Raw genomic sequence first — 26,162 nt, 5'->3', positions numbered from 1 at the left:
TCAGGCCCTGTTCATGCGGTTGTCGATGAGTTCCTGCACGACGCCCGGATCGGCGAGGGTGGAGATGTCGCCCAAGGCGCCGTAGTCGTTCTCGGCGATCTTGCGCAGGATGCGGCGCATGATCTTGCCCGAACGCGTTTTCGGCAGACCCGGAGCCCATTGAATGAGATCGGGCGACGCGATCGGGCCGATCTCGGTGCGGACCCACTTGACCAGATCCTTGCGCAGATCGTCCGACGGCTCGATCCCGTTCATCAAGGTCACATAGGCATAGATCCCCTGCCCCTTGATATCATGCGGATAGCCCACCACCGCGGCCTCGGCCACCTGCGGATGTGCCACGAGCGCGCTTTCGACCTCGGCCGTGCCCATCCGGTGACCCGAGACGTTGATCACGTCATCAACGCGGCCGGTGATCCAGTAATAGCCGTCCTTGTCGCGCCGGCAGCCATCGCCGGTGAAATAGTAGCCGCGATACTGGCCGAAATAGGTCTCCTGGAAGCGGTCGTGATCGCCCCAGACCGTGCGCATCTGACCGGGCCAGCTGTCCGAGATGCAGAGCACGCCTTCGCATTCGACCTCGCCGATCCGCACCGCCGTCTGCGGGTCCAGAACCACCGGCTTGACGCCAAAGAACGGGTTCGTCGCGGAACCGGGCTTCGTCGGCGTCGCCCCCGGCAGCGGCGTGATCATGTGCCCGCCGGTCTCGGTCTGCCAGAAGGTGTCCACGATCGGACATTTCCCTTTTCCAACATATTTGTCGTACCAGACCCAGGCCTCGGGGTTGATCGGCTCGCCTACCGACCCCAGCACCCGAAGGCTGGAAAGGTCATATTTCTCAACCCATTCCGGGCCCTGACCCATCAGCGCGCGGATCGCCGTCGGCGCGGTGTAGAACTGATTGACCTTGTGCTTTTCGCACACGGCCCAGAACCGGCCCGCATCGGGCCAGGTCGGCACGCCCTCGAACATCAGCGTCGTCGCGCCATTCGCCAAGGGCCCGTAGATGATGTAGCTGTGCCCGGTCACCCAGCCCACATCGGCGGTGCACCAGAAGACGTCGCCGTCCTTGTAGTCGAAGGTGTATTGATGAGTCATCGCGGCATAAACCAGATAGCCGCCGGTGGTGTGCACGACGCCCTTCGGCTTGCCGGTCGAGCCCGAGGTGTAGAGGATGAAGAGCGGATCTTCCGCATTCATCGGCCGCGGCGGGCATTCGGGGCTGACGTGTTCCATCAGGTAAAGCAGGTCGACGTCGCGGCCATGCACCCAGCTGATCTGATCGCCGGTGTGCTTGACGACGAGGCAGCGCACCTTGTCCGAGCAGTGCAGCAGGGCGGCATCGGTGTTGGCTTTCAGCGGCGTGCGACGGCCGCCGCGGGGCGCGGTATCGGCGGTGATGACGAGCTTCGCGCCGCAATCATTGATCCGGTTTGCCAGCGCATCGGGCGAAAATCCCGCGAAAACAATGGAATGGATGGCGCCGATCCGCGCGCAGGCGAGCATCGCATAGGCCGCTTCCGGGATCATCGGCAGATAGATCACGACCCGGTCGCCGCGCATGATGCCTTGCGAAAGCAGCACGTTCGCCATCCGGTTCACCTTTTCGGACAGCTCCTTGTAGGTGATGTGCTTGGCCGGTTCCTTCGGATCATCGGGCTCGAAGATGATCGCGGTCTGCAGCGCGCGGTCGCGCAGGTGGCGGTCGATGCAGTTCACCGAGGCATTCAGAACGCCATCCTCGAACCATTTGATCGAGACCTTGCCGAAGGTGAAATCGGTGTTCTTGACCTTGGTATAGGGCGTGATCCAGTCCAGCCGCTTGCCTTCGCGGCCCCAGAACGCATCCGGGTTCTCGATCGATTCCCGATACATCTCAAGGTATTTCGCGCCATTCGCATGCGCAGTCTCAAACCCCGCGGGAACATCCCGCATCTCGGGGGCAATCGCCGACTGGCCCTGAACGCCCATCCATTCCTCCTGTATCCGCGACTCAAAGCCGCCTCGCGCCACCGGAAAACCCGCGGCACCTCTCCCCGAAGACATTGTAAACAGATTGTGCAGGTTTGTGTAAACCCTTTTATTGGCAAGATAATAATGTAAATTACTTTTCAGGATGGCCGAAAAATATGTAAATTAGTTATCCACCCGCGCGCGGATTGCGCCGCCGCCGCACCCACCCCGCCCCGAAGGTCACGGATCTGTGATCAAGTCACAGATCGGCACAATGGATTCATGTATATGAATTTTCGCTGCGCGAAGCCTGGAGGGGGCTTCGAGAGGGAGGGAAAGATGAGAGTGTTCCCGATGCGGGGCCTGTCACAGGTCTCCGGGCAGATTGCCGTCGTGCTTGGTCTGGCCATGCTGACGGGCACCGCGCCGGTGCTCGGCCTTGTTGTAGGTGCGACCACAGACGTCGTCGGCCAGCATCGCGAAGTAATCCGCGACGATCAGGTCGTTCTCTTGATCTGTCCAGGGCCCGTTCGACATTGCGCCAGGCTAGGGGCGTAAACTGCGTTTGTCATCAGAGACTTCGCGCAAACCTCCCAAGACATACCAACGACTACGCCGCCCGTGTCGCGCCTCTGACTTCATCGAAACAAGCCGGAACCAGCGAAACAGGGGCGCAACGCGATCCCGCCAGTTCCTTGAAATGCATGGGGGTTTTGAGACGGTCTCGCCGCGAACGCGGGGCGGGTGGAAAGAGACGGTGGGCGTTCGGAGACCGATCTCGCGCGGATGGGCCGTCTCCGAAGGGCGGATGGTCCCTGCAAACCCCTTTGGCACATAAAGAAAAAGGCCCCGCGAGGGACCTGTTTTCGGGTTTGCAATGTGTAAGTGGCGGATGGAACGGGACTCCGGTCCAACCTTCTCTGGCGGCGATTCACCATACCTGCAAGGCGGCTGTGAATGTCAGAGCAGACAACACCATGATCTCACTTGGATATCAGGCGAAATCCTCACGGAAGCGGTCCATCTGGTGCATCCGTTCATGCAGGATCGTCACGATGCCGATGTCGCCATTGGGCAGCTTCCGCCAATAGACGAAGTGGTGCTCGTAGCGGAAGAAGAAACCATCGACGCCGAACTCGGCCGGAACAGGTTTCGAGACGACGCCGTGCGAAGCGATCCTGTCGAAGGCGGCGAAGAGTCCGGTGATGTAGCGGTCAGCCTGTTCGGCACCCCAGCGATCCCGCGTATAGCGGTAGGTATCGTCCAAGCGCAACGACGCGCCTGTCTGTATTCGGACCCCGGCCATCCGGTCAGGTCCGGTTGCGAGCGATGACTTCGGCGGCGGTCAGGGGCTGATAGCTGTCCTCGGGTGCCGCAAAGGCATGCGCCAGTTCGGCCTTCAGACGGCTGAAGGCTTCGGCCTCAGCGCGCTCCTTGTCGCGCCGGATCAGATCGCGGATGTATTCGCTGACGTTCTCATACGAGCCTTCGTCGCCGACGTTGGCGGCGACGAAATCGCTCAGGGCTCCGCCGACGCGGACGGTCATAGTCGTGGTGCGGGACATGGCTTGGCCTCCGACTGCTGATTTCGTATTCAATATAACCAAAAACGAACGCACAACAAGGCCGAACAACCGCCTGCTTTGCCGTGTGACACTCCTATCGACCGGGCTGATCGTCTTTCAGACGCCGCACTGCGTCCAGCAACTCCGCGATTGCCCGCTCGGCCGTCTCAAGGTTGATCGCGATCATCAGATCTTCCCTGCCGGCCATCGCCAGAAAAGTGACCAGCACCTCGTCCGAGTGCCGTGCCAAAGCGACAAGGTGTTCTCCGCTAGGACCGTAGGTGCCAGAAAACCAGTTCTTGACGGTCTTTTCGTTGGCACCGGTCCAGGCAGCAACGGTCTTGGCACCCGACCGACTATCGCCAAGCGATCGCTTCAGCGCTGACGCGATTTCGGCAGCAAAGCAGCTGCCCTGCACAGCCTCGCCATGGTCCCTGGTGCCGTTCTCCTTTGGAAAGAACTTGCCCTTTTTCGGAAACGACATTCCACCACCCCTCGTTTTACATGAATGCGAGGGATTCAGCCGTTGAGTCCGACGGTTGTGTTGGAATTGCCTTTAAAGTGTGGAGATGTCCTGGTGGCCGGCCGATGGAAGCCCAGTTCAGATAAAAGCGACATGTCGCCCGATCTGGACATTCCTGCAGTCGCCTATGTCCGGATGTCGACAGATCACCAGAAATACTCGACAGAAAACCAGCTCGACGTGATTCGACACTATGCGACTTCCAGAGGCCTCAGCATCGTCCAGGTCTTTGAGGACTCGGGCAGGTCGGGCTTGGTGCTGGACGGGCGAAAAGCCCTTCAGTCGCTGATGGCGGAGGTGAAGTCTGGCCAGGCAGGCTTCAAGGCGATCCTTGTCTATGACGTCAGCCGCTGGGGGCGGTTTCAGGATGCGGACGAAGGTGCTTATCACGAGCATGTCTGCTCGCGCGCCGGAATCCGGGTCCACTACTGCGGCGAGCAGTTCGAGAATGACGGCAGCATCGGATCGAACCTGCTGAAAACGGTCAAGCGGGTGATGGCAGGCGAATACAGCCGCGAACTCTCCGTGAAGGTCTTCGCCGGGCAATGCCGCCTGGTCGAACTGGGCTTTCGTCAGGGCGGCGCAGCGGGATATGGGCTGCGGCGGGTGCTGATCGACGAACATGGCACTCCGAAGGGCGAGTTGTCGCGCGGGATGCAGAAAAGCCTTCAGACCGACAGGGTCGTTCTGGTGCCCGGGCCCGAGGAGGAGCAAAACGTCGTGCGACGGATGTACCGGATGTTCGCCCTGGACGGCAGCACCGAACGCCAGATCGCCGAAGCCCTGAATGCCGAAGGGCATCTCACCGATCTGCGACGGCCTTGGACGCGGGCCTCCGTCCACCAGATCCTGACCAACGAAAAATACATCGGAAACAACGTCTACAACAAGATTTCATTCAAGCTGAAACGGCAGCGTGTGGTCAACCCGCGCGACATGTGGGTCCGCGCGATCGGTGCCTACCCGCCCATCATTGACCATGCCCTTTTTCTTCGCGCACGCGAAATCGTGGATGCGCGCAGCCGCAATTTCACGGACACCGAGCTTCTTGACGCTCTTCGCGCTGTGCTGCGGGAGAAGGGCGTCCTGTCCGGCGTGATCATCGACGAGCAGGACGGACTGCCATCGGCCAGTGCATTCCAAAGCCGCTTTGGAAGCCTTCTGCGCGCCTATCAACTGATCGGGTATGAGCCGGATCGAGATTATCGCTACATCGAGACGAACCGCGCCTTGCGTCTGGCCCACCCCGGCATCGTGGCCGAGATCATTGCGAGCATTGAGCGTCGTGGCGGTCGCGCGGTGCAGGATCCGACAACTGACCTGATCAGGATCAACGGAGAATTCAACGCGTCCGTCGTGCTGGCCCGCTGCTTTGAAACGGGCGCGGGCTCGCTGCGATGGCGCGTCAGGCTTGATGCGGGGCTGCTGCCGGACATCACCATTGCGGTCCGGATGGATGAATTGAACGAGAAACCGCGTGACTATTACCTGCTTCCCAGCATCGACATGATCATGGGCCAACTGCGGCTTGCCGAACAGAATGGCCTTTCGCTGGATGCCTACCGCTTCGACAGCTTGGATTTCTTCTTTGACATGGCCGGACGGGCCAAAATTCTGGAGGTCGCCTGATGCCCGAAGATGCCTTTGGTTCTGAGCTTGGGCCTGAACCTGAGCCTGACAGCCCCCCGAAACACGTCACCTTGATTGCAACGGATCGCATCCGTATCCTGAATCCAAGAGTGCGCAACAGGCGGACTTTCGAGGAGATGATCGACAGCATCGCCCGGATCGGTCTGAAGCGGCCGATCACCGTGGCCCTGCGCCCGAAGAGCGACCCATTGGAATATGATCTCGTCTGCGGCCAAGGACGGCTGGAAGCCTTCATCGAATTGAAGCAGTCCGAGATACCGGCGATCATCATCAATGCCGATGAAAGCGACTGTCTGGTGATGAGCCTTGTGGAGAATTGCGCGCGAAGGCAACACCGCGCCATCGACCTCATGCGGGAAATCGGCGAACTGCGAAAGCGCGGTTACAATGATCGGCGCATCGCGGACAAGATCGGCGTCAGCGTCGAATATGTGAACATGATCGCCGGTTTGCTTGAACACGGCGAGGAACGTCTTGTCGCCGCAGTCGAGACCGGCATGATGCCGTTGAACCTCGCCATCCAGATATCGCGCACCGATGACGAAGGGGCCCAGCGGGCACTGACAGAAGCCTATACCGAAAAGAAACTGCGGGGCAAAAAACTGACGGCAGTTCGCCGCCTCTTGCAACAACGCCAGCGACGTGGCCCGCAGATCCGCACGAATGCGATGGGGCGAAAGGATGGTGCCAAACGCCCGCTGACCAGCGATGCCCTGGTCCGGGCCTATCGTGAGGAGGCTGACCGACAGAAATTGATGATCAAGAAGGCTGAGTTGACGCAGGGGCGGCTTCTGTTCGTTCTCGAAGCATTCCGGTCGCTGCGCGGCGACGAGAACTTCGTGACCTTGCTGCGCGCCGAGGCACTGGACTCAATGCCAACATACCTTGATCAGCCGCCGGTCAAAGGAGTGCCGGAATGAAACGCGGTGAACGAACCCAGCCCAAGGTCGTCTCTGTCGCGTTCGAGCAAAACTGCGTAACGCTTGAAATTGCTGGGCTTCTGCCCCTCAAAACCCTACCACTAACTCTGAAATCAAGTCAGAAATACAGACAGATCGCGGCATCGATCCGCGAAATCGGCCTGGTCGAACCACCCGTCGTGGCGCGAGATCCAAGCCAGCCAAGCGTATATCTCATCCTCGACGGCCATGTCAGAATTGAAGCTCTGAAAGATCTGGGTGTGACCTGTGTTGAATGTCTGGTCGCGACGGATGATGAGGCATTCACTTACAACAAGCGGATCAGCCGCCTGTCCGCGGTCCAGGAACACAAGATGATCCGGCGCGCCATCGACCGTGGGGTGTCAGAGGAAAAGATCGCCAAGGCCCTGGACATCAACCCTCAAAGCGTGCGGCGGAAAGTCCGCATGCTGAACGGAATCTGCGATGAAACGGTGTCAGTCCTGAAGGACAAGCCATGCCCGTCGGCGGTGTTCGATATTCTGCGGAAAATGAAGTCACTCCGCCAGCTTGAAGCGGCCGAGCTTCTTGTGAATGCCAACAACTATGGGGTTGCCTATGCGTCCGCCATCCTTGCCGGCACGCCGCAGTCGCAACTGGTCGAAGGAGCAAAACCGAAGCGGATCATCGGCGTCACGCCCGAAGCGATGGCGCGTATGGAACGGGAACTTGCGCGCCTGCAGGAAGGGATCACGTCGATCCAGGAGTCCTACGGCAAGGACCATCTGCATCTGACGGTCGTGAAAGGTTATCTGGCTCGGCTGCTCGGCAATGCGCGCGTCGTCCGCTACCTGATGCTGAACCGGCCTGAATTTCTGAAGGAATTTCAGGCTATCGCGGACTTGGACTCCACCCTGCCAACCGAGGCTGCCTGACAATACGACTGTAACCGCACGATTGTGGCCGCCCTTGCGGGTTCGGGCGATATCTGGGGTGCCTGATACGACGTCGTTATTGGCGTCGTTAGCGACGTCACCGAGATCTGCGCCGATCAGGCGGCGATCTTGTTGTCACCGGCAGGCAGGGGCGTCCAATTCCAGGGGAGCAATTCGTAAAGCCGCGGGTTGATGTGGTCGTTGATGCGCGCGAGCACGTCGGCCAGATAGGCTTGGGGGTCGAGGCCGCTCAGTTTCGCGCTCTCGATCAGCGTCATCGCGCGCGCCAGGGTTTCGCCCCCGGCGTCATTGCCCGCAAAAAGCCAGTTCTTCCGCCCGATCCCGATCGGGCGCATGGCGCGTTCGGCCGGATTGTTGTCGATGGCCACGCGCCCATCCTCGAGGAAGAGGCAGAAGGCGTCCCAGCGGTTCAGGGCGTAGCGGAACGCCTTCGCCAGGTCGCTCTTGCCCGAGATATATTCGAGGTTCTCCTCGGCCCATGCCTTGAAGGCCTTGACCTTCGGGCGGCTGTGCGCCTGCCGGACAGCGTGGCGCTCGTCGGCGCTGCGACCGTTGATCTGCGCTTCGATGTCGTAAAGCGCACCGATCCGTTCCAGCGCTTCGCGGGCGATCTCCGAGCCGGTCTCCTTCTCGACGTCGAAGAAAGCCCTGCGCAGATGCGCCCAACAGGCGTTCGTCGGGCGGTCCTTCCACTGGAAGGCTCGCTGATCCTCCTCACCCTGGAACCTGGCCTAGCCATTCCCCTCTGCCAGATAGAGATCCCTGAAGCCCGCGTAAGCATCGGCTTGCAAGATCCCCTTGCTGGCCCCGAGGTGCTTTTGCGGATGCTCGCCCTTGCGATCGGGTGAGAAGTGATAGGCCACGGCCGGTGGCGCGGCTCCCGACCATGGCCGCTGGTCGCGCACATAGGCCCAGATCCGCCCCTCCTTCACGCCCTTGCCAAGCTCGCCCTTCTTCGCGCGGTCAAGCACGCGAATGGGCGTGTCGTCGGCATGCAGCAGGTCCGAGGCCAGAACCTCCTTGCGGATCAGCTCGACCAGCGGCGCCAGCGTCCTCATCGCGCCGCCGCACCAGCCGGCGAGCGTGGTGTCGGGAATGTCGGCGCCCATCCGGGCGAAGATCTCGTTCAGGCGATAAAGCGGAAGGTGGTCGTCGTATTTGGCGACCAGAATGAAGGCCAAAAGGCTCGGACCGGCAAGGCTGCCGGGGATCGGCCGGGTCGGCGCCGGGCATTGCACCATGCGTTCGCAGCACCGGCAGGACTTCTTCGGCCGCGCCACCTCGATCAGCTTCAGCCGGGCCGTGATCATCTCGAGGATCTGGCTCACGTCCTCGCCAACGAGGCGCAGGGCGCCGCCGCATTCCGGGCAGGTCTCGCCAGGATCAAGCTCGCGGCGCTCGCGCGGCGTGTCGGGCGACACCCGCGGGCGCCGACGTGGCGCCTTCTCCGGGGCTTCGGCGTCGCCTTGGTCGTCTGACGTGCTGCAGATCGGCGCGGTCTCGACGCTGTCCGGCTCGGGCGGGGGCGCAACCTCGGCCTCGGCCACCTTCAGGCTCTCGAGCGCGAACTCCAGTTGCTCGATCTCGCGGGCAATCTTCTCCGATCCCTTGCCGAAAGCCTGCCGCCGCAGCCGCGCGATCCGCATCCGCAGCGATTGCACCAGCAGGTCATGCGCGCGCAGGCTGGCCTGCAGCTGAAGGATCATCTCCTTCAGGGCGGCGGGGTCGTCCGGCAGGGAAGAGGCGGTGTGCGACATGGCCAAAGATACCATGCCGCTGCCCGTAATCTCAACAAAACAAGGGCTAAGCGGCGCTTTGACTCACATCCGCGTCGGCGCGCTCGTCCAGCGCGGCTGGCGCCAATCGATCTTCGCGGGCTCTCTCGAACCGATGGCGTTCGCCCGCTCAGTCCCAAAGCATCGCCATCTGCGCCGGGGTCAGCGCAACCTTGCCCTCGGTGGCCTTCGGCCAGGGGAAATAGCCACGCTCAAGCTCCTTGTAATAGAGGCAGAAGCCCTGCCCATCCCAGTGCAAAATCTTCAGCCGATCGCCCATGCGCCCCCGGAACACCAGCAATGCGCCGCCCGCCGGATCCTCGCCCAGCACCTTCTTTGCCCGCGCGCAGAGCCCGGCGATCCCGCAGCGCATGTCTGTCGTGCCGGCGGCCAGAAACACGCGCCCCCCATTCCCCGGCCCGATCATGCGCCTTCCAGAACCCGGATCAGCTGCGCGAGCCCTGAGGCCGACAGCCCCTCGATCCCGCGCAGGCGCCGACCGTTCATCAGCACGATCTCGACCGGCGAGGGTGTGACGGCGGGCAATTGCACCACGGCAGCGGCCGGGGCGCTGGGCAAATTTGTGCTCTATGGCTCGGACGATCTGGGTCGCCCGAGCGCGCTGCTGATCGAAAGCGCGACCGTCGATCTGTCAAGCACCGGCGTCAAGGATGCCGCGCTGGCCGGGGTCAATCTGCGCGCGGGGCGCACCTACTGGCTCGGCTTTCGCTATTTCGGCACCGCGTCGATTTCGAGCTGGCCGATGACCGCGACCCACGACATCAATGGCGGCGCCCCCTCCACCGCCGCGCGCAAGATCCTGCGGCGCACCCGATCTTTCGCCACGGCCGCCGCCGCCAACTGGGCGTGGAACCCGGCCGAAATCACCGCCGCCGCCGCACCCGCAATCTGGCTCAAACTGTAAGAGGGCAACATGAGCGATAATTTTAGCGCCACCGCAACTCGCATCACCGGCCCGGCGCTCTCCGCCTTTGCCATCACCCCATCGGACAGCAACGACCTGCCCGCGCCGGTGCGCGCGGTGACGATCGGCACGTTGCCGGGGACGGTGCGCTACACCCATGCCCGCACCGGGGCGATCTGCCCCACCGGGCCCTTGCCGGTCGGGCAGCACTCGATCTGGGCCAAACGCATCTGGTACACCGGCACGACGGCAACCGGCCTTACCAGGCCGCTGAAATAGTCGGCAGACGAGAATGACTTCCCGTTTTCGTACGAGTTCTGGGCTTGAGCGCCCCGCCGGTCCACCGCTCTTCGTCCTCAGGCGGCGAGCAGCCAGGGCAGTCGTGCCAGGTTGTTGGCTGCCATCGTCAGGATGAAACGCGACCGCACCCGGTCAAGGCCGCGATACATCGTTTGCGCCATTCCACCGACCGTCTTGGCCCAACCAAAGGCCTCTTCGATCCGCTTTCGATGTCTCAGCGACATGGCGTAGCCGTCGTGGCGGGTGGTGCGGCGGTCGATGGCGGAATGTCGGGCCTTTTGTGCGACATGGGGCGTGACGCAAGCCTTGCGCAGGTCGCCGACATGGCTCGCGCAGCCTCTTCGCGAAGGCCCTGCCCGCCGAGAACTTCCTTCAGGTCGGTTGCTGTCTCACCGCCCTGCGAGCTGTGTGCCTCATCTATGATCACCGCACACCGGCGCATCTTCAGCACACCTCCTTCGGCGTCGCCTCGCTCCTCGGCGACCCGACGAAGAAGGCGACCTTCTCACTCGCAAGCATCAGCGCCGGGACCACGCGCAGCTTCACGCTGCCGAACACTTCGTCGGAACTGGCGATCCTAGCCGGGACGCAGACCTTCACCGGCAACAAGACCTTCTCCGGCACGTTGACCGCCTCGGGCACGGTCACTGTCTCGGCAGCTTCCGCCACCATCGGCACGGCGACGACCACCGCCACCTACGGGATTGGCACCGGGGCCACGACGACAGGCGCCACGAAGACAGTGAACGTCGGGACCGGCGGCGCGTCTGGGTCGACCAGGTTCCAAGGCGCGCGCACGCACTACGCCTACTATCCCCAAGGGCACTCTTGCGCTTCGGGAGACGCTTCTGAAGTCGGGCGTCCTTCGCGTTGACGCCAGCACGTTGGTCTTCGCGAGCGATTACAGTTTCACCTCAGCTTCGGCAGCTGCAGCAACGGTGATTGGAGCCAGCGCGAACGGACGCATACTGTGGAAGCTTGCAGACGGGAGGTGCTACGCTGACTGGGAGGCAGAGGGCACGCTGCCTCAAGGCGAGCCTGTGGCGAACGTATGAAGAGGAGTTGGATCCCGGTCCGCTCTGCCATGCGCATGGAATCCGATAACAATTGCCGCAGGGATTGCGCATTAAGCCAACAAAATCAGCGGGTTAACTCGCTGAACCATACGGGCCTAGTTGACAGGTCCGGAGAATATCTGTCGTGAGAGACCGACTTCGGCCCTGCTGGCACTTGGGCCGGTTAACGGCCCCTGCCGCATAACCCTCGAAAACAACGGAAAAATCCGGCCGCAGCCGGATCGGGAGAACGCTTTCGCTTGGGCAAGTGGCGGAGGAAGTGTAACAAATACCTAACTCTCTCCCGTGTCGATGGTTTCGGCACGGGACCGCAGCGAAAATCTGCGCATCAACGAGGGACAGAAACACGTTCTTTAACCAGAAGAGACGCTCGGCCCGCCCTGACCATCATCCGCGGCTAACTGGCGAACGGCCACCAGAAGCTCCTCAATTGCGTGCTCTGCGGCCGCGAGCTTCACAGCCACCATCAGATCCTGCCGTCCCGCCAGCGCAAGAAATGTTCCCAGCACTTCGTCGGAGTGTCGGGCCAGCGAGACCAAGTGGTTACCGCTCGGACCGTACCGTCCGGCAAACCAATTCTTCACTGTCTTCTCGTTCGCCCCGGTCCAGGACGCCACGACCTTCGCCCCCGCCCTACTGTCGCCGAGTGATCTGCGCAGCGCTGCTGCGATTTCGTCGGCGAACCCGTCCTCGGATTGCTGCTGACCGTTTCCACCATACCCGTTTTCTTTCGGAAAGAACTTGCCCTTTTTCGGAAACGACATTCCGGCCTCCCTCGCTTTACATGGACCGGAGGGATTCAGCCCTGGATTCAGGCGGTTCGGATGGATTTGCCAGCAAGACCGAGGAGATGCATGTGTGAGCGGTCGATCTTCGACCATGTCCGGCAAGAGCGACGGTGCGCCAGAGATGGACGTCCCGGCAGTCGCCTATGTGCGGATGTCGACCGATCACCAGAAATACTCGACCGAGAACCAGCTGGATGTCATCCGCAACTACGCTGTCGCCCGCGGCCTGCAGATCCTGCGCGTTTTCGAGGACTCAGGGCGTTCCGGGCTGCGGCTCGATGGCCGGGAGGCGCTGCAGAACCTGATGGCCGAAGTCCAGTCGGGCCAAGCCGATTTCAAGGCAATCCTCGTCTATGACGTCAGCCGCTGGGGCCGATTTCAGGATGCCGACGAAGGCGCCTATCACGAGCATGTCTGTTCCCGCGCCGGGATCCGGGTGCACTACTGCGGCGAGCAGTTCGAGAACGACGGCAGCATCGGTTCGAACCTCCTGAAGACCGTCAAGCGGGTGATGGCCGGGGAATACAGTCGCGAGCTGTCGGTGAAGGTCTTCGCTGGACAATGCCGCCTGGTGGAACTCGGCTATCGCCAGGGCGGCGCGGCCGGATACGGGCTGCGGCGGGTGCTGATCGACGAGCACGGCAACCCCAAGGGCGAACTGTCACGTGGCGAGCAGAAGAGCCTGCAGACCGACCGCGTCATCCTGGTTCCTGGCCCCGAGGAGGAGCAGCGGGTCGTCCAGCGCATGTACGAGATGTTCGTGAACGAGGGGCGTGCCGAGCGCGAGATTGCGGAGCTCCTGAACGCCGAAGGACATCGCACCGAGAGATATCGCCGAAAGTTGGTGATGGCGGGTCAGGCGGCGTTTTGAAGTTGGCGCAGGCCGTCGCGGAATTCAACTCCCTGGATGATCTCGGGCAGGCGGTTCCGGCCGTCGAGCTTGCGCCATTTCCCCTGCGCGGCGATCATCAGTTTGAACGCCATAGCCAAGCCGGTCTGGCGGCTCAGGCACCCCTTCGTGCGTTTGGTGCGATGGCGGACGGTGGCGAAGGTGCTCTCGATCGGGTTTGAGGTCCGGATGTGCTTCCAGTGCTCGGCCGGGTAGTCGTAAAAGGTCAGCAGCGCCGCACGGTCCTTGACCAGCTTGTCGACCGCCTTGTCCCATTTCACGCCGTAGGTTTGGACGAAGAAATCAAAGGCGACCTCGGCTTCGGCGCGGGTCCCGGCCTGCCAGATGTCGTGCAGATGACCTTTCGCCTTGGCCTGCACCGATTGCGGCAACGCGTTGAGGACGTTCATCGTTTTATGGACCCAGCAGCGCTGTTCCCGCGTCGTGGCGAAGACCTCCCGCAGGGCCGTCCAGAAGCCCAGGGCGCCGTCGCCGATGGCCAGTTTCGGATCCTGCGTCAGGCCACGCCGCCTCAGATCCAGCAGCACCTCGCGCCAGCTTTGCGTGCTTTCGCGAAAGCCGTCGGTCATCGCCAGCAACTCCTTGCGGCCATATTCATCGGCCCCCACGATCACCAGAACGCATTGTTTCTCCTCAGCCATGCGCGGCTTGAAGTAGACGCCATCGGCCCAAATGTAGAGGAAACGACGCGCACCAAGGTCGCGTTTCTGCCAGGCCTCGTAGTCGTGCCACCAGTCGGCCTTCAGCCGCGTGATCGTCGTGGCCGACAGCCCCTTTGCGTTCGGCCCCAAGAGCGCCGCCAACGCTTCGGTGAAATCGCCCGTCGACACGCCTTTCAAGTAAAGCCACGGCAGCAGTTCCTCGACCGATTTCACCTTGCGAAGATAGCGCGGCAGGATGCTCGGCGTGAAGCTGATCTTCTCCTCGGCTGGCGTTGCGCTCCTCGTCGCCCGAGGCCAGCTCGACGATCTGGGTACGCCGCTCAGGTCCGCCGCGCGCCCCACGGCTGATGTTGTCCGGGAACCGGACCTCATGGAACGCCATCACATCCCCCTCCGCCCGAGCGAGACGGCCCGGGCGATATCTGCCGCGACTTGCGTGCGGGACTGCCGGAAGCTCTCGGCGTCGCGTGCCATGATGGTGACATTGATCCCGCCGCCCGTGCTGTAGCCCTGCGCCTCGCGCCGGGAGAGCACGCGCTCGCCGCGCTGCAGGATCGCAGGCACCTCGTCGTGGCGAAGGCCGACTGCGCCGCCCGAATGCATCCGGGGCGCGGTGGCGAAGGCCATGGCCGGCACCATGCGCGAGGGACCTGCCGAGCCGACCATGCCGCCCGCGTGCAGGATGTTGGCGAAGATGCCGCCCGCGCCGCCGAGCGCGCCCGAGAGCGCGTTGGCGATGGGTCCGAGGATGAACCGGCGCGCCGCCAGCTTCGCCAGGTCCGCGATGAGCGAGGTCACCAGATCGCGGAAGTTCAGCTTGCCGGTCTTCACGAACTCCCCGACCGCGTCCTCGGCCGACTGGAAGGCGCTGACGAGGCTCTGGCCGATGTCGCCGCCGATCTCCCGGGCCCGGCTGGCGTAGTCCGAGAGCGCCGCCGTCACCGCCTGCCAGCCGGTCAGCGCACGCTCGGCCCCTTCGCCAGCGGCGGTTCCGGCATCGCGGGCAGCACCTCCGGCGCCAACAGCGAGCGGACGCGGATGTATCGCGCCTGCAACCGCTGCCAGCGCTATCGCGCCGAGGGCACGAAATGAGCGACGTCCTCGCAGATGCTGTTCGGGCGTGCCTTGCAATCTATCGCGAGCCCACGGCCGCCGAGGTTTCGCTTTGGGTGCTGGCGCTGCAGCCATTTGAGCCCCTTGAGCACCGTCGCCATGTCGAGCTTTGCGGCGGCCGAGAACAGCACTCCTTCGACGCGGTAATCGCCATACCGGCGCTTGGCATCTTCGACGGGCTTTTCGCCCATGCCCGTCTGGTCCATCCGCACCCGCACCACGCGATAGCGGGCCATCACCTCATCGAGCAGCGCATCTTGTTCGGCAAACGAGATCCGGCGACGGGCGATCACCTCGCGGGTCACCAGCACATCGCCGACGAGCTCCAGCACCCAGATCACGAAGAGGTCGTTGCGGGCCGCGATATCGACGCCGACAAAGCACGGCCCGCCCATGTAAAGCTCGGGGATGCCCGCGCTGTTGCTTTCACACGCCGAGATCAGGTCGTAATCGAGCCAGGCGCTGGCCTCATCGAGCCACTTCAGTTCGTATTCCTGCGCCCAGGCGTCCTCGTCCGCCATCCCGGCGCGCAGCATGTCGATATCGCGATCGAGGCCTTGCCGCACCGCCTCGTAGATATCGACGATGTGGCGCGACCAGACCGAGCCCTCGGCCGTCATCAGCTCGTAGAACTTGTTGCCCTTGCCGTTCGGGGTCGAAATCACCCGCAGCTTCTGCCGCCCCTTCGAGATCACCGGGAAGAGCGCGGCCCAGATCTCGCGCGATTTGGCGTGGAAGGCGAATTCGTCCAGGATCACGTTCGCGGAAAAGCCGCGGGCGGTGTCGGGGTTCGCGGGCAGCGCCGTGATGCGCGAGCCGTTGGGGAACGCCACCTCAAGCGACTTGTAGACCGCGTCCGGTCCCCGCTCCTGGGGCGCGCGAAACTCGCCCTCTTCAAAGCGGGGTTCACCCCCTTTCACAAGGGTATTGTAGACCTCGTAAAAGGCCTTCGTGAACGGCTTGATCACCTCGGTCATCGCCTCGGCCGCCTGCCGCTCGCCGCGCGACAGGATCACCCACCGCGTCTTGAGATCGTCCTTCCAGGCGGTGAAGCAATCATCGACGCACTCGCCGCAGGTCGAGAACGTCTTGCCGGTCTGGCGCGCAAACATGCCGATCTTGAAGCGGCTGTCGTCGGCGATCCATGCCCGCTGATAGGGCAGGAACTGCACGACGGGCGAGATCGGGTTGACGGCGCTCATTGCCCCAAACGCAGCCTTTCCGCCGCGCCTCCGGAAACACCGTGCGAAAGCTCGACCCGCTCCCCGGCCGCGAGCCCCGCGAGCAGCGCCTTGCTGTTGCGGAGCTTCGCGGGGGCAGGTCCCTTCACCGGTGTTCCGCCTGGAAACATCTGATCGCGCGCCGACATGGCGAGGGCGCGCGCCTCCGACGATCTGACACCCGCAAACAGCGCCTCAAGCTTCATCTGCAGGCGCCGCACCATGGCGTGCGTGAAATCCTGGACAGCGCGACGCTTACTGTCGATCGACCGGCGGCGCTTGTAATTCTGCGACCCTTTGTATTCGGCAATCGCACCGTCAATCGCTCGGCCGAGCACGGCGAACAGATAGGCCGCAATTTCCGGTCCGGGTCCGGCACCAACGAATGTCGCTCGTCCGCCCTCATAGATCAGCGCGGTGTTGGTGTTTCGGGCCAGTGTGCCCCAAAGCAGATCGCGGGCGCCATTCCCGTTCGTCTTCGACTTCGCCGAGGCCTTCCCGAACAGGACATCGGCTTCGGTCAGCCCATGTTCCCGCATCAACTGCGCTGCCTTTTCGGCGGCTGCCATCGCTTCGGCTTCGGAGCATCCGCGCCCTTTGGTCATCTCCAGCAGAGCGGCGATCTTGCGTTTGATGTCGTCGGCCATGTCACGCAAACCCCAAGATCCGGCGGGCCTTCTCGGCCGCCTCGGCATCGATGTCACCGGTGGTGACGGCAGCGTCCAACTTGGCCGCCTGCGCCTTCTTCTCTTTCTCTTGCATGGCTTGGACGATGCCCGACGACGACATGACGTCCTTCATCATGCGGGCGAGGAAGTGCAGGTTCTGCGGGCTGATCTCGGCGCCTTCTTTGGACACCTCGGCCTGCATCACCTTGAAGGCCAGCGTGGTCAGCATCTGGAACAGCACGTTCTGGCGCTGCGCCTGGTCTTCCATGCCCATGTCGCCCAGCCATTCCTTGGCCCAGTCGGATGCCTGCTCCTGCAGCCGCACGAACTCCTGATATTCGGTGCCCCAGGCATGGATGGCCGACTTGCGGATCCGCAGGTCAAGCCCGGCCTCTTCCAGCCGGAAGTTCAGCGCCTCGGCCAGTTCCTCGTACTGACCGAAGCCCCGGGCGCGCAGCTCTTCCTGCAGCCAGGCGCGCAGCTCCTGCGGCAACAGATCGATCTTGCGGGGCGGCGGCATGTCAGACCTTCGGGCTGGGCCGCTGGATTTCCGGGTGGGTGGCCAGCCCGCGCGCGATGTCGACGCCGCGCGCCGTCGCCGTCACCACCACGAAATCCGCCGCGGGATCGAACGAGACGAAGCCTTGTTCGCGCAGCCACGCCAGTTCGGTCACGATCTGGTCGCGCGACGAGGTGAGGCCCAGCCCCCGCAGCACGTCCTGCAGGATCGAGGCATTGCCGGTGTATTCCGGAATCGCCTCCAGATGCCGCAGGATCGCCAGCCGCCGGTGCCGCCCGATGGTCTTGAGGTAATCACTCATCGCTTGCCCCCGTCCAAAAGGTGCTGTTCGTGCCGCGCCACGATCTGTTCGAGCCGTTCCATGATCGCGGATTGCCCGGTCATCGCGGCCGTCATGGCGCGGATGTCGCCCTTGAGCTGCTCCATCGCCAATTCGAGCTCGTGCAAATCCTTGTTCGACGGCAGCTGGGATCGGCCTGTCTCAAGGCCGGTGATGCGCAGATTGTGGGCGTCCAGCACCGCCGCCTGCTCGGCAAGGCGCTTGGCATTGGCGCGGCTGCCCGAGGCCATCAGGTTCCAGACCGTCAGGCCAAAGGTCAGCAACTGCGACAGCGCGACAGCCCAGACCACGATGGGCGAGATGTTCAGCACCTCGCCGCTCATGCGCCGCCCCCGACCACCGGCCCGCCAGCGCCCTGATCGAGCACCTCCTTCAGCTTCGCCTCGACGATCCTGGTCAGCACCGCATCATCGGGCCGCAGGGCCTTGAGCGCATCGGGCACGCTGGCCCGCGTGTAGTCCAGCGCGGCCGAGACCACAGCCTCGCGCGGCAGCCGCGCCAGCAGGGCCGCGCGGACCCCGGACATGATTGCGCTGTGCAGCGCTTCCCGGTGACGCCCCTCGATCTCGATGCCCCAGCGCTGTTTCGCGGTGGCGGCGGCCCAGGCGATGATCAGGCCGACGATGGCGGAAAGGAGAGCATGCAAGATCGCAAGACGCGCCTTCCGGCCGGGGATCCGGTGCTGCGCGCGGATCTGCATTCGATCAAGAGCCAGGTCGGCATAACGGGCACGCGGCGGCTGGTGGCGGATGGCGAAAGCGATGGCCATGCGGACCGGTTCTGGGCGGCCGCGCTGGCCTGTTCGGCGGCAGAGATGGGCGAGCAACTCATCGCCTATCAGGGTGTCCCTGGAACGCGCTCGCGCTTTGCACTGCCCGACCATGACGACGAAGACGAAGAGACCGAAGGCCGCTGGGGCAATGAGGGAGGCGCGTGGTGATGAACCTGCTGGATCAGTTTGGGCGCCCGTTGACGCCCACCAAGGAGGCGGAACTCCTGGAGCGCCAGGCGGTGGCCTCGGTCGGATCGGTGCGCCAGATCCAGACGGGTCATCCGGCCGATGGTCTGACGCCGGTCAAACTGGCCACGATCCTGCGTCAGGCGGAACTGGGCGATGCCACAGCCTACCTCGAACTGGCCGAGCAGATGGAGGAGAAGGATCTGCATTACGCCGACGTGCTTGGCGTTCGAAAGCGGGCTATCCGGCGCATGACAATGACCGTGACGCCGGGCGGCGAGGGTGCTGCGGCGATCGAGGCCGCCGACATGGTGCGCGAGGACCTCGGCAGTGCCGCGGTCAGGACATCTCTGATCGACACCATGGATGCGCTCGGCAAGGGGTTCTCGGTCTGCGAGATCATGTGGCAACGCAAGGACGGCAGGCTGCGCATTGCCGGTCTCGACTGGGTTGATCCGCGCTGGTTCGAGTTTGACCAGACGAATGGCAATTACCTTTACCTGCGCGACAATGCCGGTCCGCAACCGCTGCGCCGTGACGGCTATCTGATCCACCTGGCAAAGGCCAAGAGTGGCCTGCCGATCCGTGGCGGGCTCGCGCGTCTCGCTGCCTGGGCCTACATCTTCAAGAACTACACGCTCAAGGACTGGTCGATCTTCATGGAGGCCTATGGCCATCCACTGCGCTTGGGCAAGTACGACGCCACCGCCACAGACAAGGACAAGGCGACGCTGTTGCGCGCCGTGCGCCAGATCGGTGTCGATATGGCGGCGATCGTCTCCAAGAACATGGATATCGAGGTCATCGCCGGGAATATCACCGGCTCGGACAAGATGTACGAGGCCTCGGCACGGTATTGGGACGAACAAGTCTCGAAGGGCGTGCTCGGCCAGGTTGGCACCACGGATGCGATGTCGGGCGGATATGCTCTGGGCAAGGTCCACGACTCGGTGCGCGACGATATCCGCGACGCTGATGGCGAGCAGCTGGGGGCGAGCCTGACACGCGACATCGCCGGGGCGATGGTGCGGCTCAACTTTGATCCGCGCCACAATGTGCCGGTGCCGATCGTCACGCTGGAGCCGCCGGAGGTGATCGATCAGAAGATGTGGCTCGACCTGATGGAACGTGGGCCGCGGGCTGGCTTGCAAATTCCGGTGGCGCAGGTGCGCGAGGTGTTCGGTGTACGTGCCCCGGAAGAGGATGAGGATGTTCTTGCGCCAGCCCCGCCCGCGTCCCCTCCGGCGCCGGAGCCCCAACCGGCTGCAGAGCGGCAGGCGGCGTCGCGCAAAACCGATGTGCCCGTCGATGCGATCGACCAGATGGTCGATGAACTGATGGGGGATATGGCACCGAAGGCGCTGCAGGCAGATCTTGGCGCCCTCCTTGAGGCGCTGGCAGGTGCCGAGGATATGAACCAGGTGCGCGACATCCTGGACGCCTTTGCGCAGACCAGCCCGAGCACCACGATCGAGCTTTTGTCGCGCAGCACCTATGCCGCAAGGCTGGCGGGCGAAGTCGGTGCCGAGATCAAGGGCTGATCATGCAAACCGTGCTTGAACCGCTACCGCATCGCGAGGCCATTGCCTATTTCCGGTCCAAGGGGTTTGCGCCGCAGTTGCAGCGGTTTTCCTATCTCGACCATTGGCGCGAGGAGCACGCTCGCAACTTCGTGGTCGCCAAGGCGATGCAGGACGATGTGTTGGCTCTGATCCGCGGCGAACTCGACCGCGCGCTGGCAGAGGGACGAACGCTCAAGCAGTTCCAGGACGATCTGCGACCCGCGTTGGAGAAGGCCGGGTGGTGGGGAAAGGCCACGATGGTCGATCCGCTCACCGGCGAACTGAGCGAAGTGCAACTCGGCTCGTTGCGGCGGCTGCGTGTGATCTACGAGACCAACATGCGCACCGCACATGCCGCGGGCCACTGGGCGCGGATCGAGCGCACGAAAACGGCTTTCCCCTATCTGCACTACATTCAGATCGAGCGGCCAAGCAAACGCCACGATCACGCCCGCTTTCACGACAAGATCTGGCGCGTGGACGATCCGATCTGGCGGAAGATTTATCCGCCGAATGGCTACTTTTGCGGCTGCACCGTGATCCAGCGCACCGAAGGCTGGATGCGCAGGAACAATCGACAAGTGTCGCCGGACCTCGATCTTGAGGAGGTCGAATGGACGAACAGACGCACTGGCGAAACGAGCTTGCTGCCAAAGGGTGTGACGCCGGGATTTGATACCAACCCGGGCGCCACCTGGCTCGATATGCGCGCGGCTTGGGCCAAGATCGCCGAGGATCTGCCAGACGAGCAGCGCGCCGCTGACCTTGGCGTTCTGCAGGGTCTCAGGTTGCGTCGCACAGGTGATGCGCGCGATGGCTTGGCGGTAATGACCGAGGGGATGGATCCTGTCATCGTGACCTTTGGGGAGGCTGATGCTGCCGCGAGCGAACTGCTTGGCGATTTTGAGACCCCGCTGGGAGCACGAATCATCCGCACGACCGAAACCGATGCGCCGATATCGGACGGCGATCTTGAATTGCTTGCGGCGGCAAGGGGCGCTTCGATGACGCGGGTTACCTCCGGCGGGACAATCTGGCGCGCGATCGTCCGGCGGGGAGAGCAGCTGTCTCGTCTGCTCATGCAGTTCGAGGCGCGGCGGCAACGATTTTCCGCGGAGCTCGATCAGAGCGGGCATGGCCCTGAGATCCATGCTCATGCGCGCCTGCTCTGGCTTGAGAAACTCGGGGCCATCTCCTACAGTTGGCGCATGTCCGGAAACGTGCGTCAGATCATGGACGCCCATGCGGACCTTGTGCGCAGGCTCGTCGATGCAGATCCTTGAAGTCCTCCCTGATCACGGCATCAACGCCCCGGGCGCCGCGCAAAAGCGCACCCCCCGAAAAATGCCTCAGGAAGCGTTCTTGCGCCTTTGCTGCCCCGATGCCGCTGGAAAACGTCCTTGGTGGTTTTTGAACGCGCTGCGGGCGATTTGAACGCTATCTGAGCGCACCCCGGCGGGGGCAACCCAAACGACATCAGGTCAGCGTCCCCCGGAAGTGCTTGGGGGGGCCATTTCCGCGGCCCATGTGGCACCCAGCGGATATGAGCAAACTGACCCGTCATATCTGCGCCCTTGCCGCCTTGCCCGCTGAGGTCACCGCCAGGATCGAACTGATCCCGCTTGGCGAATTTCGACTGGGTGACAAGCGCGGCCAAAAGCCGATGCGCCTGACCGATGCGCCCGCGGTGATCGCCGCGAGCTTTGCGGCGGCCCCCGGCCACGTGCTCCCGATCGATTTTGATCATCGATCATTCGGCGCGCAGGGCGCTGCCGATAGCCGCGCTGCGGGCTGGATTACCGCGATGGACGTGCAGGGCGATCGTGTCTGGGCGTCCGTCGAATGGACACCGGACGGGATCAAGGCGCTTTCCGATCGGACTTATCGCTTTGTGAGCCCGGTTTTCAAAACGCGCGCCGATGGGTCGGTCGCGCTGATCGAGGGCGCGGGTCTGGTGAACAACCCCGCGCTCCCCCAACTCCGTCAACTTGCATCCAGGGATGACAACATGGACCCGATCGAAGAGATCGCGGGCCTGCTCGGTCTGCCGACCGACAAGCCCGAAGACATTGTGGGGCGCGTCGGCGCGCTTCTCGGAGCCGAGACGCAACTTGCCTCGATTATGGCGGTGGCGGGCATCAAGGGCGATGACGCTGGCACGCAGATCTGCGCCCGTCTCCAGCAGGGGGCCGTGGTCGATCCCGCCAAGTATGTGCCGCTCAGCGCCTTCACCGAGCTCCAGACCCAGTTCGCGTCGCTGCAAGCTTCGGTCCACGGCGACAAGGCGGCTGCCGCGCTCGACCGCGCGCGCGCCGATGGCAAGCTGGTCCCGGCGATGGAGACGTGGGCGACCGAGCTCGCCTCGAAAGATCTGGCTCAGTTCGAGGCCTGGGCTGCCGCGGCGCCTGTGATGGTCACCCCCGGGCAACGCCAGCTGGCGGGGCGTGTGCCGCCGGTGAAAACCGATGCGCTCGACGACATCGAGCGTCAGGTCGCGTCGATGATGGGGGTGTCCGAAGATGCCTTCCTCGCCGCGCGCAACGCTGCCGTGAAGGAGGTCTGACATGACGGCTCTCGCGAAAAACGCGCCCCGTACCCGTGTCGGCGAAGGTCGGCGCTTCGTCGATCCGGTCGCCGCCTCCACGCTGATTTACGCTGGTGCGATGGTGGCGCTCAATGCTGCCGGAAATGCGATCCCCGCGATCCCCACGGCGGCGCGGATGCGCGGCGTCGCGCTCGCGGAGGCGGACAACTCCAGCGGAGCGATCGGCGACGAGAACGTGATCATCGAACGCGGCTCGTTCCTTGTCGACAGCAACGGCACCGTGAACCGCACGCATATCGGCGGGAACGTCTATGTCGTCGATGACAACACCGTTGGCGCGGCGGGCACGCTGATCGCTGGCAAGTGCCTCGATGTCACGGCGCAAGGCGTCGTGGTCGAAATCCTCTGAGGAGATCCCTGACATGGACGTCACCAAAGCCGCCCTTGCCGCTCTGAACACGGCATTCAATACGGCCTTCAATGCCCGGCTGACCGGCGTTGAAACCACCTTTGGCCGCATCGCGATGACGGTCAAATCGACGACGAAGAACCAGGCCTATCCGAAGCTCTCCGAGATCGGCCCGATGCGCGAGTGGATTGGCGAGCGCTTCATCGAGCGGCTCGATTCGAACGCCTTCGTGATCAGTAACCGCAAGTTCGAAAAGACGGTTTCCGTCCCGGTGGACGACATCGCCGATGACCAGATCGGCATGTATGCGCGGCGGTGCAAACGGTTGCGTCGATGCAGGTGAACGCCGCCACGGTGATGATCGGTGGTGCCGGGGTGACGCAGGCTTTGGCGGCATCAAGCGCGGGGTTTTCGGGCGCATTGCCGGGCAAGGCGGATGTGCAGCAGCAGGTCTGGGCGTATTTCTCGGGCAAGGGGCTTGCGCCGCATCAGGTCGCGGCGATCATGGGCAATATCGCAGGCGAAAGTGGTTTCGACCCGCGTGCGCCCGGAGACGTCAAGGATGGCGTTCCGACCAGCTTCGGGCTGTTCCAGCATCACGGCGCGCGCGCGGATGGTCTGCTTGCCGCGCTCGGAGGCCAGCAGAACCTCGGCAATGTGCAGGGGCAACTCGACTATGCCTGGCACGAGCTGAACACCACACATGCCGGAGCATTGAAAGCGCTTCGGGCCGCGCCGGATGTGTCGAGCGCGACCGATGCTTGGATGCGTCAGTTCGAGCGCCCGTCCGATGAGGCGATGCAACAGAGCTGGAAAAACCGGCTGGGCGCCGCCGAACAGGCGATGGCGAAATTCGGGTCCACCACGACGCTGGCCACCGGGCAACTCGGCACGATGGGCACGGGGTTCGACAAGTTCGGCCAAGCGTTGGGCAGTGCCGTGCAGGGCGGCGGGGGCGGTGGGTTCTGGGGTACGCTGTTTTCGGGGATCATGAGCGGGCTTGGCATCCCGGGATTTGCGGGTGGCGGCAACCACACTGGCGGGCTGCGCATCGTCGGCGAAAACGGCCCCGAACTCGAATATACCGGGCCGAGCACGATCCTGCCTGCCGACCTGACGCGGCGCATCCTGAGTGGCGGGGCTCCGGCGAACTCGGCGCAGGCCCCGGTCGTCATGCTGCAGCCGCAGATCATCAACAACACCGGCCGCCAAATGAATATCGAGGTGCAGGAAGCCACCGATGGCCGAGGCCAGCGGCAGGCACGCTACATCTTTTCAGATCTCGTCGGAGACGGACTGACGACGCCCGGCGGGCGCGGGCGGCGGGCAATGCGCGACTTCTACAACGTCAATCCGGCGGGGATCTCGCGATGAGCTATCCCGTCTGGCCCTCTGATCTGCCGCGGCCCGAGCGCGACAGCTATCAGCTGCAGCCGCAGGATGCCCGCCGCAAGCGCAGCGTCGAGAGCGGGCCGCCCGGCTATCGGCGCCGTTTTTCTTCGGTGGCGCAGATGGTCAGCCTGTCGTTGATCCTGACGGCGCATCAGCGCGCGCTGTTCGACTTCTTCTACAGCGACGACTGCGCCCAAGGCGCCTCGCTCTTCTGGATGCCAGATCCTACGCGGGACGGATGGCCGTTGCTTGCGACCGACGGCACGCCGCTCCTTGGGCCCGGAGGGGTGCCGCTCCTTACATCGGCACGCTGGCTTTGCGCCTGGGGCGATGCGCCGCCGATCGAGACATCTGTCGAGCAGGTCAAGTGGCGCAAGCAGTTTCAAGTGGTGGTGATGCCATGAGCCGTCGTCTCTCCCTCAACGCGCGCCAGGCGCTGATCGACCCGGTCTCGGCCGAGATCGATGTGGTGCTGATCGAGATCACCCACCCGGATCTCGATGCGCCGATCCGGCTGAGCACCGACAATACGGAGCGCGTCTCGGACGATCCCCTGATCTATGGCACGCGGTCCACCTGGCGCGGGGCTGACCCTGCCAATGATCCTTATCTCTGGATCATCGCCTCGGCGGTGCTGCCGGATGATGCCGAGGACGCCCCGGCACAGGCGCAGATCGTTCTGGAAGCCCTCGACTCGCGGATGATCGAGGTGCTGCGGTCCTACACGGACATGGCGACGGTGGCGATCGCCGTGGTCGAAGCCGCCACGCCGAACCTGATCGAATCCGAATGGCACGGGATGCTGCTCAGCACCGCCGAGGGGACCTCGGCCGAGATCACGATCAGCCTGTCGCGCGACGAGATCGAGCTGGAGCATTTCCCGGCCGGGCGGATGACCCGTCAGAAATTTCCCGGGCTCTGGAGGTAAGGAGGATGGAATGCGCTATCATGAAGTTCGCGGTGCCGACCGATATCAGCGTGTCGAATTGCGGCTCTCCGAAGGCGAGATCAGTTGTTCAAGCGATGGGGTGGAACCGATCGTTCCGCTTCGCGCAGAAGCTGATGAGCAAGATCGGTCATAGCCTGCTTCGGCATCAAGAAGGCCTTTGGGCCGGAAAGCGTCTGAAAAATGACCGCTCCGTCTTCTGTTCCAGGCACTGTGGCGACGCTCACTGTTTCCGGTTTGACGGCTGTCATGCGCATTGCGTCACCAGCCTGGCCCGCGGTCGGATCAATTTGCCTGCGTCTGGCTTCCATTTGCGCCGAGAGATCTCCGAGACGTCCAATGAGAAGCTGTACCAACTCCTGTCCCAAGGCGAAGCGGATCACCTCAGGCCCGAGCTCAAATTCCAAAACAGCATGGTCGATGCCGTCGGCAAGGAAGAACCGCACGTTGTCGATGAAGGGCGTCGGCTTGTCCGTCATTTCCGTCTCCTGAAATTGCGATTCGAAT

General features: G+C 63.4%; 31 protein-coding genes and 6 pseudogenes. 18 read left to right on the top strand and 19 right to left on the bottom strand.

The features are described 5' to 3' along the window. From acs to ACTTAG_RS03965, 5 genes and pseudogenes are all read right to left on the bottom strand, one after another. Positions 1-1,935, bottom strand: coding sequence for an acetate--CoA ligase (gene acs, locus ACTTAG_RS03985; RefSeq protein ID WP_444465193.1), 1,935 nt, complete (start codon positions 1,933-1,935; stop codon positions 1-3). A 438-nt stretch (positions 1,936-2,373) separates the two neighbouring features. Continuing rightward, positions 2,374-2,490 (bottom strand): annotated as a pseudogene (locus ACTTAG_RS03980) (DUF3883 domain-containing protein); the annotation flags it as partial. 457 nt (positions 2,491-2,947) lie between these two features. Next, positions 2,948-3,259: a type II toxin-antitoxin system RelE/ParE family toxin gene (locus ACTTAG_RS03975; protein ID WP_444464266.1), complete on the bottom strand. Its 312-nt coding sequence runs from the start codon at positions 3,257-3,259 to the stop codon at positions 2,948-2,950. A gap of 4 nt (positions 3,260-3,263) precedes the next feature. Then, positions 3,264-3,518, bottom strand: coding sequence for a ribbon-helix-helix domain-containing protein (locus ACTTAG_RS03970; protein ID WP_444464265.1), 255 nt, complete (start codon positions 3,516-3,518; stop codon positions 3,264-3,266). Between the two features lie 94 nt (positions 3,519-3,612). Further along, positions 3,613-4,002, bottom strand: coding sequence for a hypothetical protein (locus ACTTAG_RS03965; RefSeq protein WP_444464264.1), 390 nt, complete (start codon positions 4,000-4,002; stop codon positions 3,613-3,615). 132 nt (positions 4,003-4,134) lie between these two features. On the opposite strand from ACTTAG_RS03965, the gene ACTTAG_RS03960 reads away from it, so the two are divergent. The 3 genes from ACTTAG_RS03960 to ACTTAG_RS03950 are packed head-to-tail and all read left to right on the top strand — an operon-like array spanning position 4,135 to position 7,525. Beyond that, entirely contained in the window at positions 4,135-5,670 is a 1,536-nt protein-coding gene (locus tag ACTTAG_RS03960; protein WP_444464263.1) for a recombinase family protein, read from the top strand. Beyond that, positions 5,670-6,611, top strand: a complete 942-nt coding sequence (locus tag ACTTAG_RS03955; protein WP_444464262.1) for a plasmid partitioning protein RepB C-terminal domain-containing protein — start codon at positions 5,670-5,672, stop codon at positions 6,609-6,611. Before ACTTAG_RS03960 ends, ACTTAG_RS03955 begins: the two co-directional genes overlap by 1 nt. Continuing rightward, positions 6,608-7,525 (top strand): plasmid partitioning protein RepB C-terminal domain-containing protein, encoded by a 918-nt coding sequence (locus tag ACTTAG_RS03950; RefSeq protein ID WP_444464261.1) that lies wholly within the window; start codon positions 6,608-6,610, stop codon positions 7,523-7,525. The genes ACTTAG_RS03955 and ACTTAG_RS03950 overlap by 4 nt, the downstream gene beginning before the upstream one ends. Positions 7,526-7,641: 116 nt before the next feature. On the opposite strand, the pseudogene tnpC reads toward ACTTAG_RS03950, so the two are convergent. The 3 genes and pseudogenes from tnpC to ACTTAG_RS03935 all read right to left on the bottom strand — a co-directional run bounded on the left by tnpC (position 7,642) and on the right by ACTTAG_RS03935 (position 9,900). Next, positions 7,642-9,303: pseudogene (gene tnpC / locus ACTTAG_RS03945) on the bottom strand (IS66 family transposase). Positions 9,304-9,451: 148 nt separating this feature from the next. Next, positions 9,452-9,721: an IS66 family insertion sequence element accessory protein TnpB gene (gene tnpB / locus ACTTAG_RS03940; protein ID WP_444464260.1), complete on the bottom strand. Its 270-nt coding sequence runs from the start codon at positions 9,719-9,721 to the stop codon at positions 9,452-9,454. Positions 9,722-9,744: 23 nt separating this feature from the next. Next, on the bottom strand, positions 9,745-9,900 hold the full coding sequence (locus ACTTAG_RS03935; RefSeq protein WP_444464259.1) for a hypothetical protein: 156 nt from the start codon (positions 9,898-9,900) through the stop codon (positions 9,745-9,747). A 4-nt stretch (positions 9,901-9,904) separates the two neighbouring features. On the opposite strand from ACTTAG_RS03935, the gene ACTTAG_RS03930 reads away from it, so the two are divergent. Both ACTTAG_RS03930 and ACTTAG_RS03925 read left to right on the top strand, forming a co-directional pair. Then, complete coding sequence (locus ACTTAG_RS03930; RefSeq protein WP_444464258.1) at positions 9,905-10,246, top strand: hypothetical protein; 342 nt, start codon at positions 9,905-9,907, stop codon at positions 10,244-10,246. A gap of 9 nt (positions 10,247-10,255) precedes the next feature. Further along, positions 10,256-10,525 carry a spike base protein, RCAP_Rcc01079 family gene (locus ACTTAG_RS03925; protein WP_444464257.1) on the top strand — a complete coding sequence of 90 codons (270 nt, stop codon included), beginning with the start codon at positions 10,256-10,258 and terminating at the stop codon, positions 10,523-10,525. 77 nt (positions 10,526-10,602) lie between these two features. Here the strand turns inward: ACTTAG_RS03925 and ACTTAG_RS03920 are convergent. Continuing rightward, positions 10,603-10,878, bottom strand: a pseudogene (locus ACTTAG_RS03920) (transposase); the annotation flags it as partial. Between the two features lie 149 nt (positions 10,879-11,027). Between ACTTAG_RS03920 and ACTTAG_RS03915 the strand changes: the two are divergent. Beyond that, positions 11,028-11,324: pseudogene (locus ACTTAG_RS03915) on the top strand (DUF2793 domain-containing protein); the annotation flags it as partial. Beyond that, positions 11,314-11,601 (top strand): DUF4357 domain-containing protein, encoded by a 288-nt coding sequence (locus ACTTAG_RS03910; protein ID WP_444465192.1) that lies wholly within the window; start codon positions 11,314-11,316, stop codon positions 11,599-11,601. The pseudogene ACTTAG_RS03915 and the gene ACTTAG_RS03910, both read left to right, overlap by 11 nt. A 374-nt stretch (positions 11,602-11,975) precedes the next feature. Here ACTTAG_RS03910 and ACTTAG_RS03905 read toward each other — a convergent pair whose 3' ends face one another. Continuing rightward, a complete protein-coding gene (locus ACTTAG_RS03905; RefSeq protein WP_444464256.1) occupies positions 11,976-12,386 on the bottom strand; it encodes a hypothetical protein in 411 nt (136 codons plus the stop codon). Positions 12,387-12,501: 115 nt separating this feature from the next. On the opposite strand from ACTTAG_RS03905, the pseudogene ACTTAG_RS03900 reads away from it, so the two are divergent. Further along, a pseudogene (locus ACTTAG_RS03900) lies at positions 12,502-13,236 on the top strand (recombinase family protein); the annotation flags it as partial. A 29-nt stretch (positions 13,237-13,265) separates the two neighbouring features. Here ACTTAG_RS03900 and ACTTAG_RS03895 read toward each other — a convergent pair. The 8 genes and pseudogenes from ACTTAG_RS03895 to ACTTAG_RS03860 form a co-directional block, all read right to left on the bottom strand. Then, complete coding sequence (locus ACTTAG_RS03895; protein WP_444464255.1) at positions 13,266-14,354, bottom strand: IS256 family transposase; 1,089 nt, start codon at positions 14,352-14,354, stop codon at positions 13,266-13,268. A gap of 9 nt (positions 14,355-14,363) precedes the next feature. Then, a pseudogene (locus ACTTAG_RS03890) lies at positions 14,364-15,008 on the bottom strand (phage tail tape measure C-terminal domain-containing protein); the annotation flags it as partial. Positions 15,009-15,049: 41 nt separating this feature from the next. Continuing rightward, on the bottom strand, positions 15,050-16,297 hold the full coding sequence (locus ACTTAG_RS03885; RefSeq protein ID WP_444464254.1) for a terminase large subunit domain-containing protein: 1,248 nt from the start codon (positions 16,295-16,297) through the stop codon (positions 15,050-15,052). Beyond that, positions 16,294-16,962 (bottom strand): DUF7168 domain-containing protein, encoded by a 669-nt coding sequence (locus ACTTAG_RS03880; protein WP_444464253.1) that lies wholly within the window; start codon positions 16,960-16,962, stop codon positions 16,294-16,296. Before ACTTAG_RS03880 ends, ACTTAG_RS03885 begins: the two co-directional genes overlap by 4 nt. 1 nt (position 16,963) lies before the next feature. Continuing rightward, positions 16,964-17,503, bottom strand: a complete 540-nt coding sequence (locus ACTTAG_RS03875; RefSeq protein ID WP_444464252.1) for a phage protein Gp27 family protein — start codon at positions 17,501-17,503, stop codon at positions 16,964-16,966. Position 17,504: 1 nt separating this feature from the next. Further along, entirely contained in the window at positions 17,505-17,804 is a 300-nt protein-coding gene (locus tag ACTTAG_RS03870; RefSeq protein ID WP_444464251.1) for a VpaChn25_0724 family phage protein, read from the bottom strand. Continuing rightward, positions 17,801-18,166: a DUF2730 family protein gene (locus ACTTAG_RS03865; RefSeq protein WP_444464250.1), complete on the bottom strand. Its 366-nt coding sequence runs from the start codon at positions 18,164-18,166 to the stop codon at positions 17,801-17,803. Before ACTTAG_RS03865 ends, ACTTAG_RS03870 begins: the two co-directional genes overlap by 4 nt. Continuing rightward, positions 18,163-18,489: a hypothetical protein gene (locus ACTTAG_RS03860; RefSeq protein WP_444464249.1), complete on the bottom strand. Its 327-nt coding sequence runs from the start codon at positions 18,487-18,489 to the stop codon at positions 18,163-18,165. Before ACTTAG_RS03860 ends, ACTTAG_RS03865 begins: the two co-directional genes overlap by 4 nt. Between ACTTAG_RS03860 and ACTTAG_RS03855 the strand changes: the two genes are divergently transcribed. The 10 genes from ACTTAG_RS03855 (at position 18,484) to ACTTAG_RS03810 (ending at position 25,637) form a co-directional block, all read left to right on the top strand. Beyond that, positions 18,484-18,783, top strand: coding sequence for a hypothetical protein (locus ACTTAG_RS03855; RefSeq protein ID WP_444464248.1), 300 nt, complete (start codon positions 18,484-18,486; stop codon positions 18,781-18,783). The two genes, ACTTAG_RS03860 and ACTTAG_RS03855, sit on opposite strands and share 6 nt — an antisense overlap. Beyond that, positions 18,783-20,342: a DUF935 domain-containing protein gene (locus tag ACTTAG_RS03850; protein ID WP_444465191.1), complete on the top strand. Its 1,560-nt coding sequence runs from the start codon at positions 18,783-18,785 to the stop codon at positions 20,340-20,342. Before ACTTAG_RS03855 ends, ACTTAG_RS03850 begins: the two co-directional genes overlap by 1 nt. Before the next feature lie 2 nt (positions 20,343-20,344). Then, entirely contained in the window at positions 20,345-21,646 is a 1,302-nt protein-coding gene (locus ACTTAG_RS03845) for a phage head morphogenesis protein (protein ID WP_444464247.1), read from the top strand. Further along, entirely contained in the window at positions 21,633-21,797 is a 165-nt protein-coding gene (locus tag ACTTAG_RS03840) for a hypothetical protein (RefSeq protein WP_444464246.1), read from the top strand. Before ACTTAG_RS03845 ends, ACTTAG_RS03840 begins: the two co-directional genes overlap by 14 nt. Positions 21,798-21,906: 109 nt before the next feature. Next, positions 21,907-22,926, top strand: coding sequence for a phage protease (locus tag ACTTAG_RS03835; protein ID WP_444464245.1), 1,020 nt, complete (start codon positions 21,907-21,909; stop codon positions 22,924-22,926). Between the two features lies 1 nt (position 22,927). Continuing rightward, on the top strand, positions 22,928-23,317 hold the full coding sequence (locus ACTTAG_RS03830) for a hypothetical protein (protein WP_444464244.1): 390 nt from the start codon (positions 22,928-22,930) through the stop codon (positions 23,315-23,317). Between the two features lie 13 nt (positions 23,318-23,330). Continuing rightward, complete coding sequence (locus ACTTAG_RS03825; RefSeq protein WP_444464243.1) at positions 23,331-23,660, top strand: Mu-like prophage major head subunit gpT family protein; 330 nt, start codon at positions 23,331-23,333, stop codon at positions 23,658-23,660. Beyond that, positions 23,651-24,691: a phage tail tip lysozyme gene (locus tag ACTTAG_RS03820; RefSeq protein ID WP_444464242.1), complete on the top strand. Its 1,041-nt coding sequence runs from the start codon at positions 23,651-23,653 to the stop codon at positions 24,689-24,691. The genes ACTTAG_RS03825 and ACTTAG_RS03820 overlap by 10 nt, the downstream gene beginning before the upstream one ends. Next, positions 24,688-25,113, top strand: a complete 426-nt coding sequence (locus ACTTAG_RS03815; RefSeq protein ID WP_444464241.1) for a hypothetical protein — start codon at positions 24,688-24,690, stop codon at positions 25,111-25,113. Before ACTTAG_RS03820 ends, ACTTAG_RS03815 begins: the two co-directional genes overlap by 4 nt. Then, a complete protein-coding gene (locus tag ACTTAG_RS03810) occupies positions 25,110-25,637 on the top strand; it encodes a hypothetical protein (protein ID WP_444464240.1) in 528 nt (175 codons plus the stop codon). Before ACTTAG_RS03815 ends, ACTTAG_RS03810 begins: the two co-directional genes overlap by 4 nt. Positions 25,638-25,717: 80 nt before the next feature. Here ACTTAG_RS03810 and ACTTAG_RS03805 read toward each other — a convergent pair whose 3' ends face one another. After that, positions 25,718-26,134, bottom strand: a complete 417-nt coding sequence (locus ACTTAG_RS03805; protein WP_444464239.1) for a hypothetical protein — start codon at positions 26,132-26,134, stop codon at positions 25,718-25,720. Between the last annotated feature and the right edge of the window lie 28 nt (positions 26,135-26,162).

This window comes from Rhodobacter capsulatus, assembly GCF_052363185.1.
GTDB classification, from domain to species: Bacteria; Pseudomonadota; Alphaproteobacteria; order Rhodobacterales; family Rhodobacteraceae; genus Rhodobacter; species Rhodobacter capsulatus_E.
Note: the sequence above shows the minus strand (reverse complement) of the source record. Positions and strands in the feature narration are given on the sequence as shown.

Coding starts and splice junctions, on each gene's coding strand:
- acs (WP_444465193.1), bottom strand. CDS start 1,935: ATGCGGGATGTTCCCGCGGGGTTTGAGACTGCGCATGCGAATGGCGCG.
- ACTTAG_RS03975 (WP_444464266.1), bottom strand. CDS start 3,259: ATGGCCGGGGTCCGAATACAGACAGGCGCGTCGTTGCGCTTGGACGAT.
- ACTTAG_RS03970 (WP_444464265.1), bottom strand. CDS start 3,518: ATGTCCCGCACCACGACTATGACCGTCCGCGTCGGCGGAGCCCTGAGC.
- ACTTAG_RS03965 (WP_444464264.1), bottom strand. CDS start 4,002: ATGTCGTTTCCGAAAAAGGGCAAGTTCTTTCCAAAGGAGAACGGCACC.
- ACTTAG_RS03960 (WP_444464263.1), top strand. CDS start 4,135: ATGTCGCCCGATCTGGACATTCCTGCAGTCGCCTATGTCCGGATGTCG.
- ACTTAG_RS03955 (WP_444464262.1), top strand. CDS start 5,670: ATGCCCGAAGATGCCTTTGGTTCTGAGCTTGGGCCTGAACCTGAGCCT.
- ACTTAG_RS03950 (WP_444464261.1), top strand. CDS start 6,608: ATGAAACGCGGTGAACGAACCCAGCCCAAGGTCGTCTCTGTCGCGTTC.
- ACTTAG_RS03925 (WP_444464257.1), top strand. CDS start 10,256: ATGAGCGATAATTTTAGCGCCACCGCAACTCGCATCACCGGCCCGGCG.
- ACTTAG_RS03905 (WP_444464256.1), bottom strand. CDS start 12,386: ATGTCGTTTCCGAAAAAGGGCAAGTTCTTTCCGAAAGAAAACGGGTAT.
- ACTTAG_RS03895 (WP_444464255.1), bottom strand. CDS start 14,354: ATGAGGTCCGGTTCCCGGACAACATCAGCCGTGGGGCGCGCGGCGGAC.
- ACTTAG_RS03885 (WP_444464254.1), bottom strand. CDS start 16,297: ATGAGCGCCGTCAACCCGATCTCGCCCGTCGTGCAGTTCCTGCCCTAT.
- ACTTAG_RS03880 (WP_444464253.1), bottom strand. CDS start 16,962: ATGGCCGACGACATCAAACGCAAGATCGCCGCTCTGCTGGAGATGACC.
- ACTTAG_RS03875 (WP_444464252.1), bottom strand. CDS start 17,503: ATGCCGCCGCCCCGCAAGATCGATCTGTTGCCGCAGGAGCTGCGCGCC.
- ACTTAG_RS03870 (WP_444464251.1), bottom strand. CDS start 17,804: ATGAGTGATTACCTCAAGACCATCGGGCGGCACCGGCGGCTGGCGATC.
- ACTTAG_RS03865 (WP_444464250.1), bottom strand. CDS start 18,166: ATGAGCGGCGAGGTGCTGAACATCTCGCCCATCGTGGTCTGGGCTGTC.
- ACTTAG_RS03855 (WP_444464248.1), top strand. CDS start 18,484: ATGCAAGATCGCAAGACGCGCCTTCCGGCCGGGGATCCGGTGCTGCGC.
- ACTTAG_RS03850 (WP_444465191.1), top strand. CDS start 18,783: ATGAACCTGCTGGATCAGTTTGGGCGCCCGTTGACGCCCACCAAGGAG.
- ACTTAG_RS03845 (WP_444464247.1), top strand. CDS start 20,345: ATGCAAACCGTGCTTGAACCGCTACCGCATCGCGAGGCCATTGCCTAT.
- ACTTAG_RS03840 (WP_444464246.1), top strand. CDS start 21,633: ATGCAGATCCTTGAAGTCCTCCCTGATCACGGCATCAACGCCCCGGGC.
- ACTTAG_RS03835 (WP_444464245.1), top strand. CDS start 21,907: ATGAGCAAACTGACCCGTCATATCTGCGCCCTTGCCGCCTTGCCCGCT.
- ACTTAG_RS03830 (WP_444464244.1), top strand. CDS start 22,928: ATGACGGCTCTCGCGAAAAACGCGCCCCGTACCCGTGTCGGCGAAGGT.
- ACTTAG_RS03825 (WP_444464243.1), top strand. CDS start 23,331: ATGGACGTCACCAAAGCCGCCCTTGCCGCTCTGAACACGGCATTCAAT.
- ACTTAG_RS03820 (WP_444464242.1), top strand. CDS start 23,651: ATGCAGGTGAACGCCGCCACGGTGATGATCGGTGGTGCCGGGGTGACG.
- ACTTAG_RS03815 (WP_444464241.1), top strand. CDS start 24,688: ATGAGCTATCCCGTCTGGCCCTCTGATCTGCCGCGGCCCGAGCGCGAC.
- ACTTAG_RS03810 (WP_444464240.1), top strand. CDS start 25,110: ATGAGCCGTCGTCTCTCCCTCAACGCGCGCCAGGCGCTGATCGACCCG.
- ACTTAG_RS03805 (WP_444464239.1), bottom strand. CDS start 26,134: ATGACGGACAAGCCGACGCCCTTCATCGACAACGTGCGGTTCTTCCTT.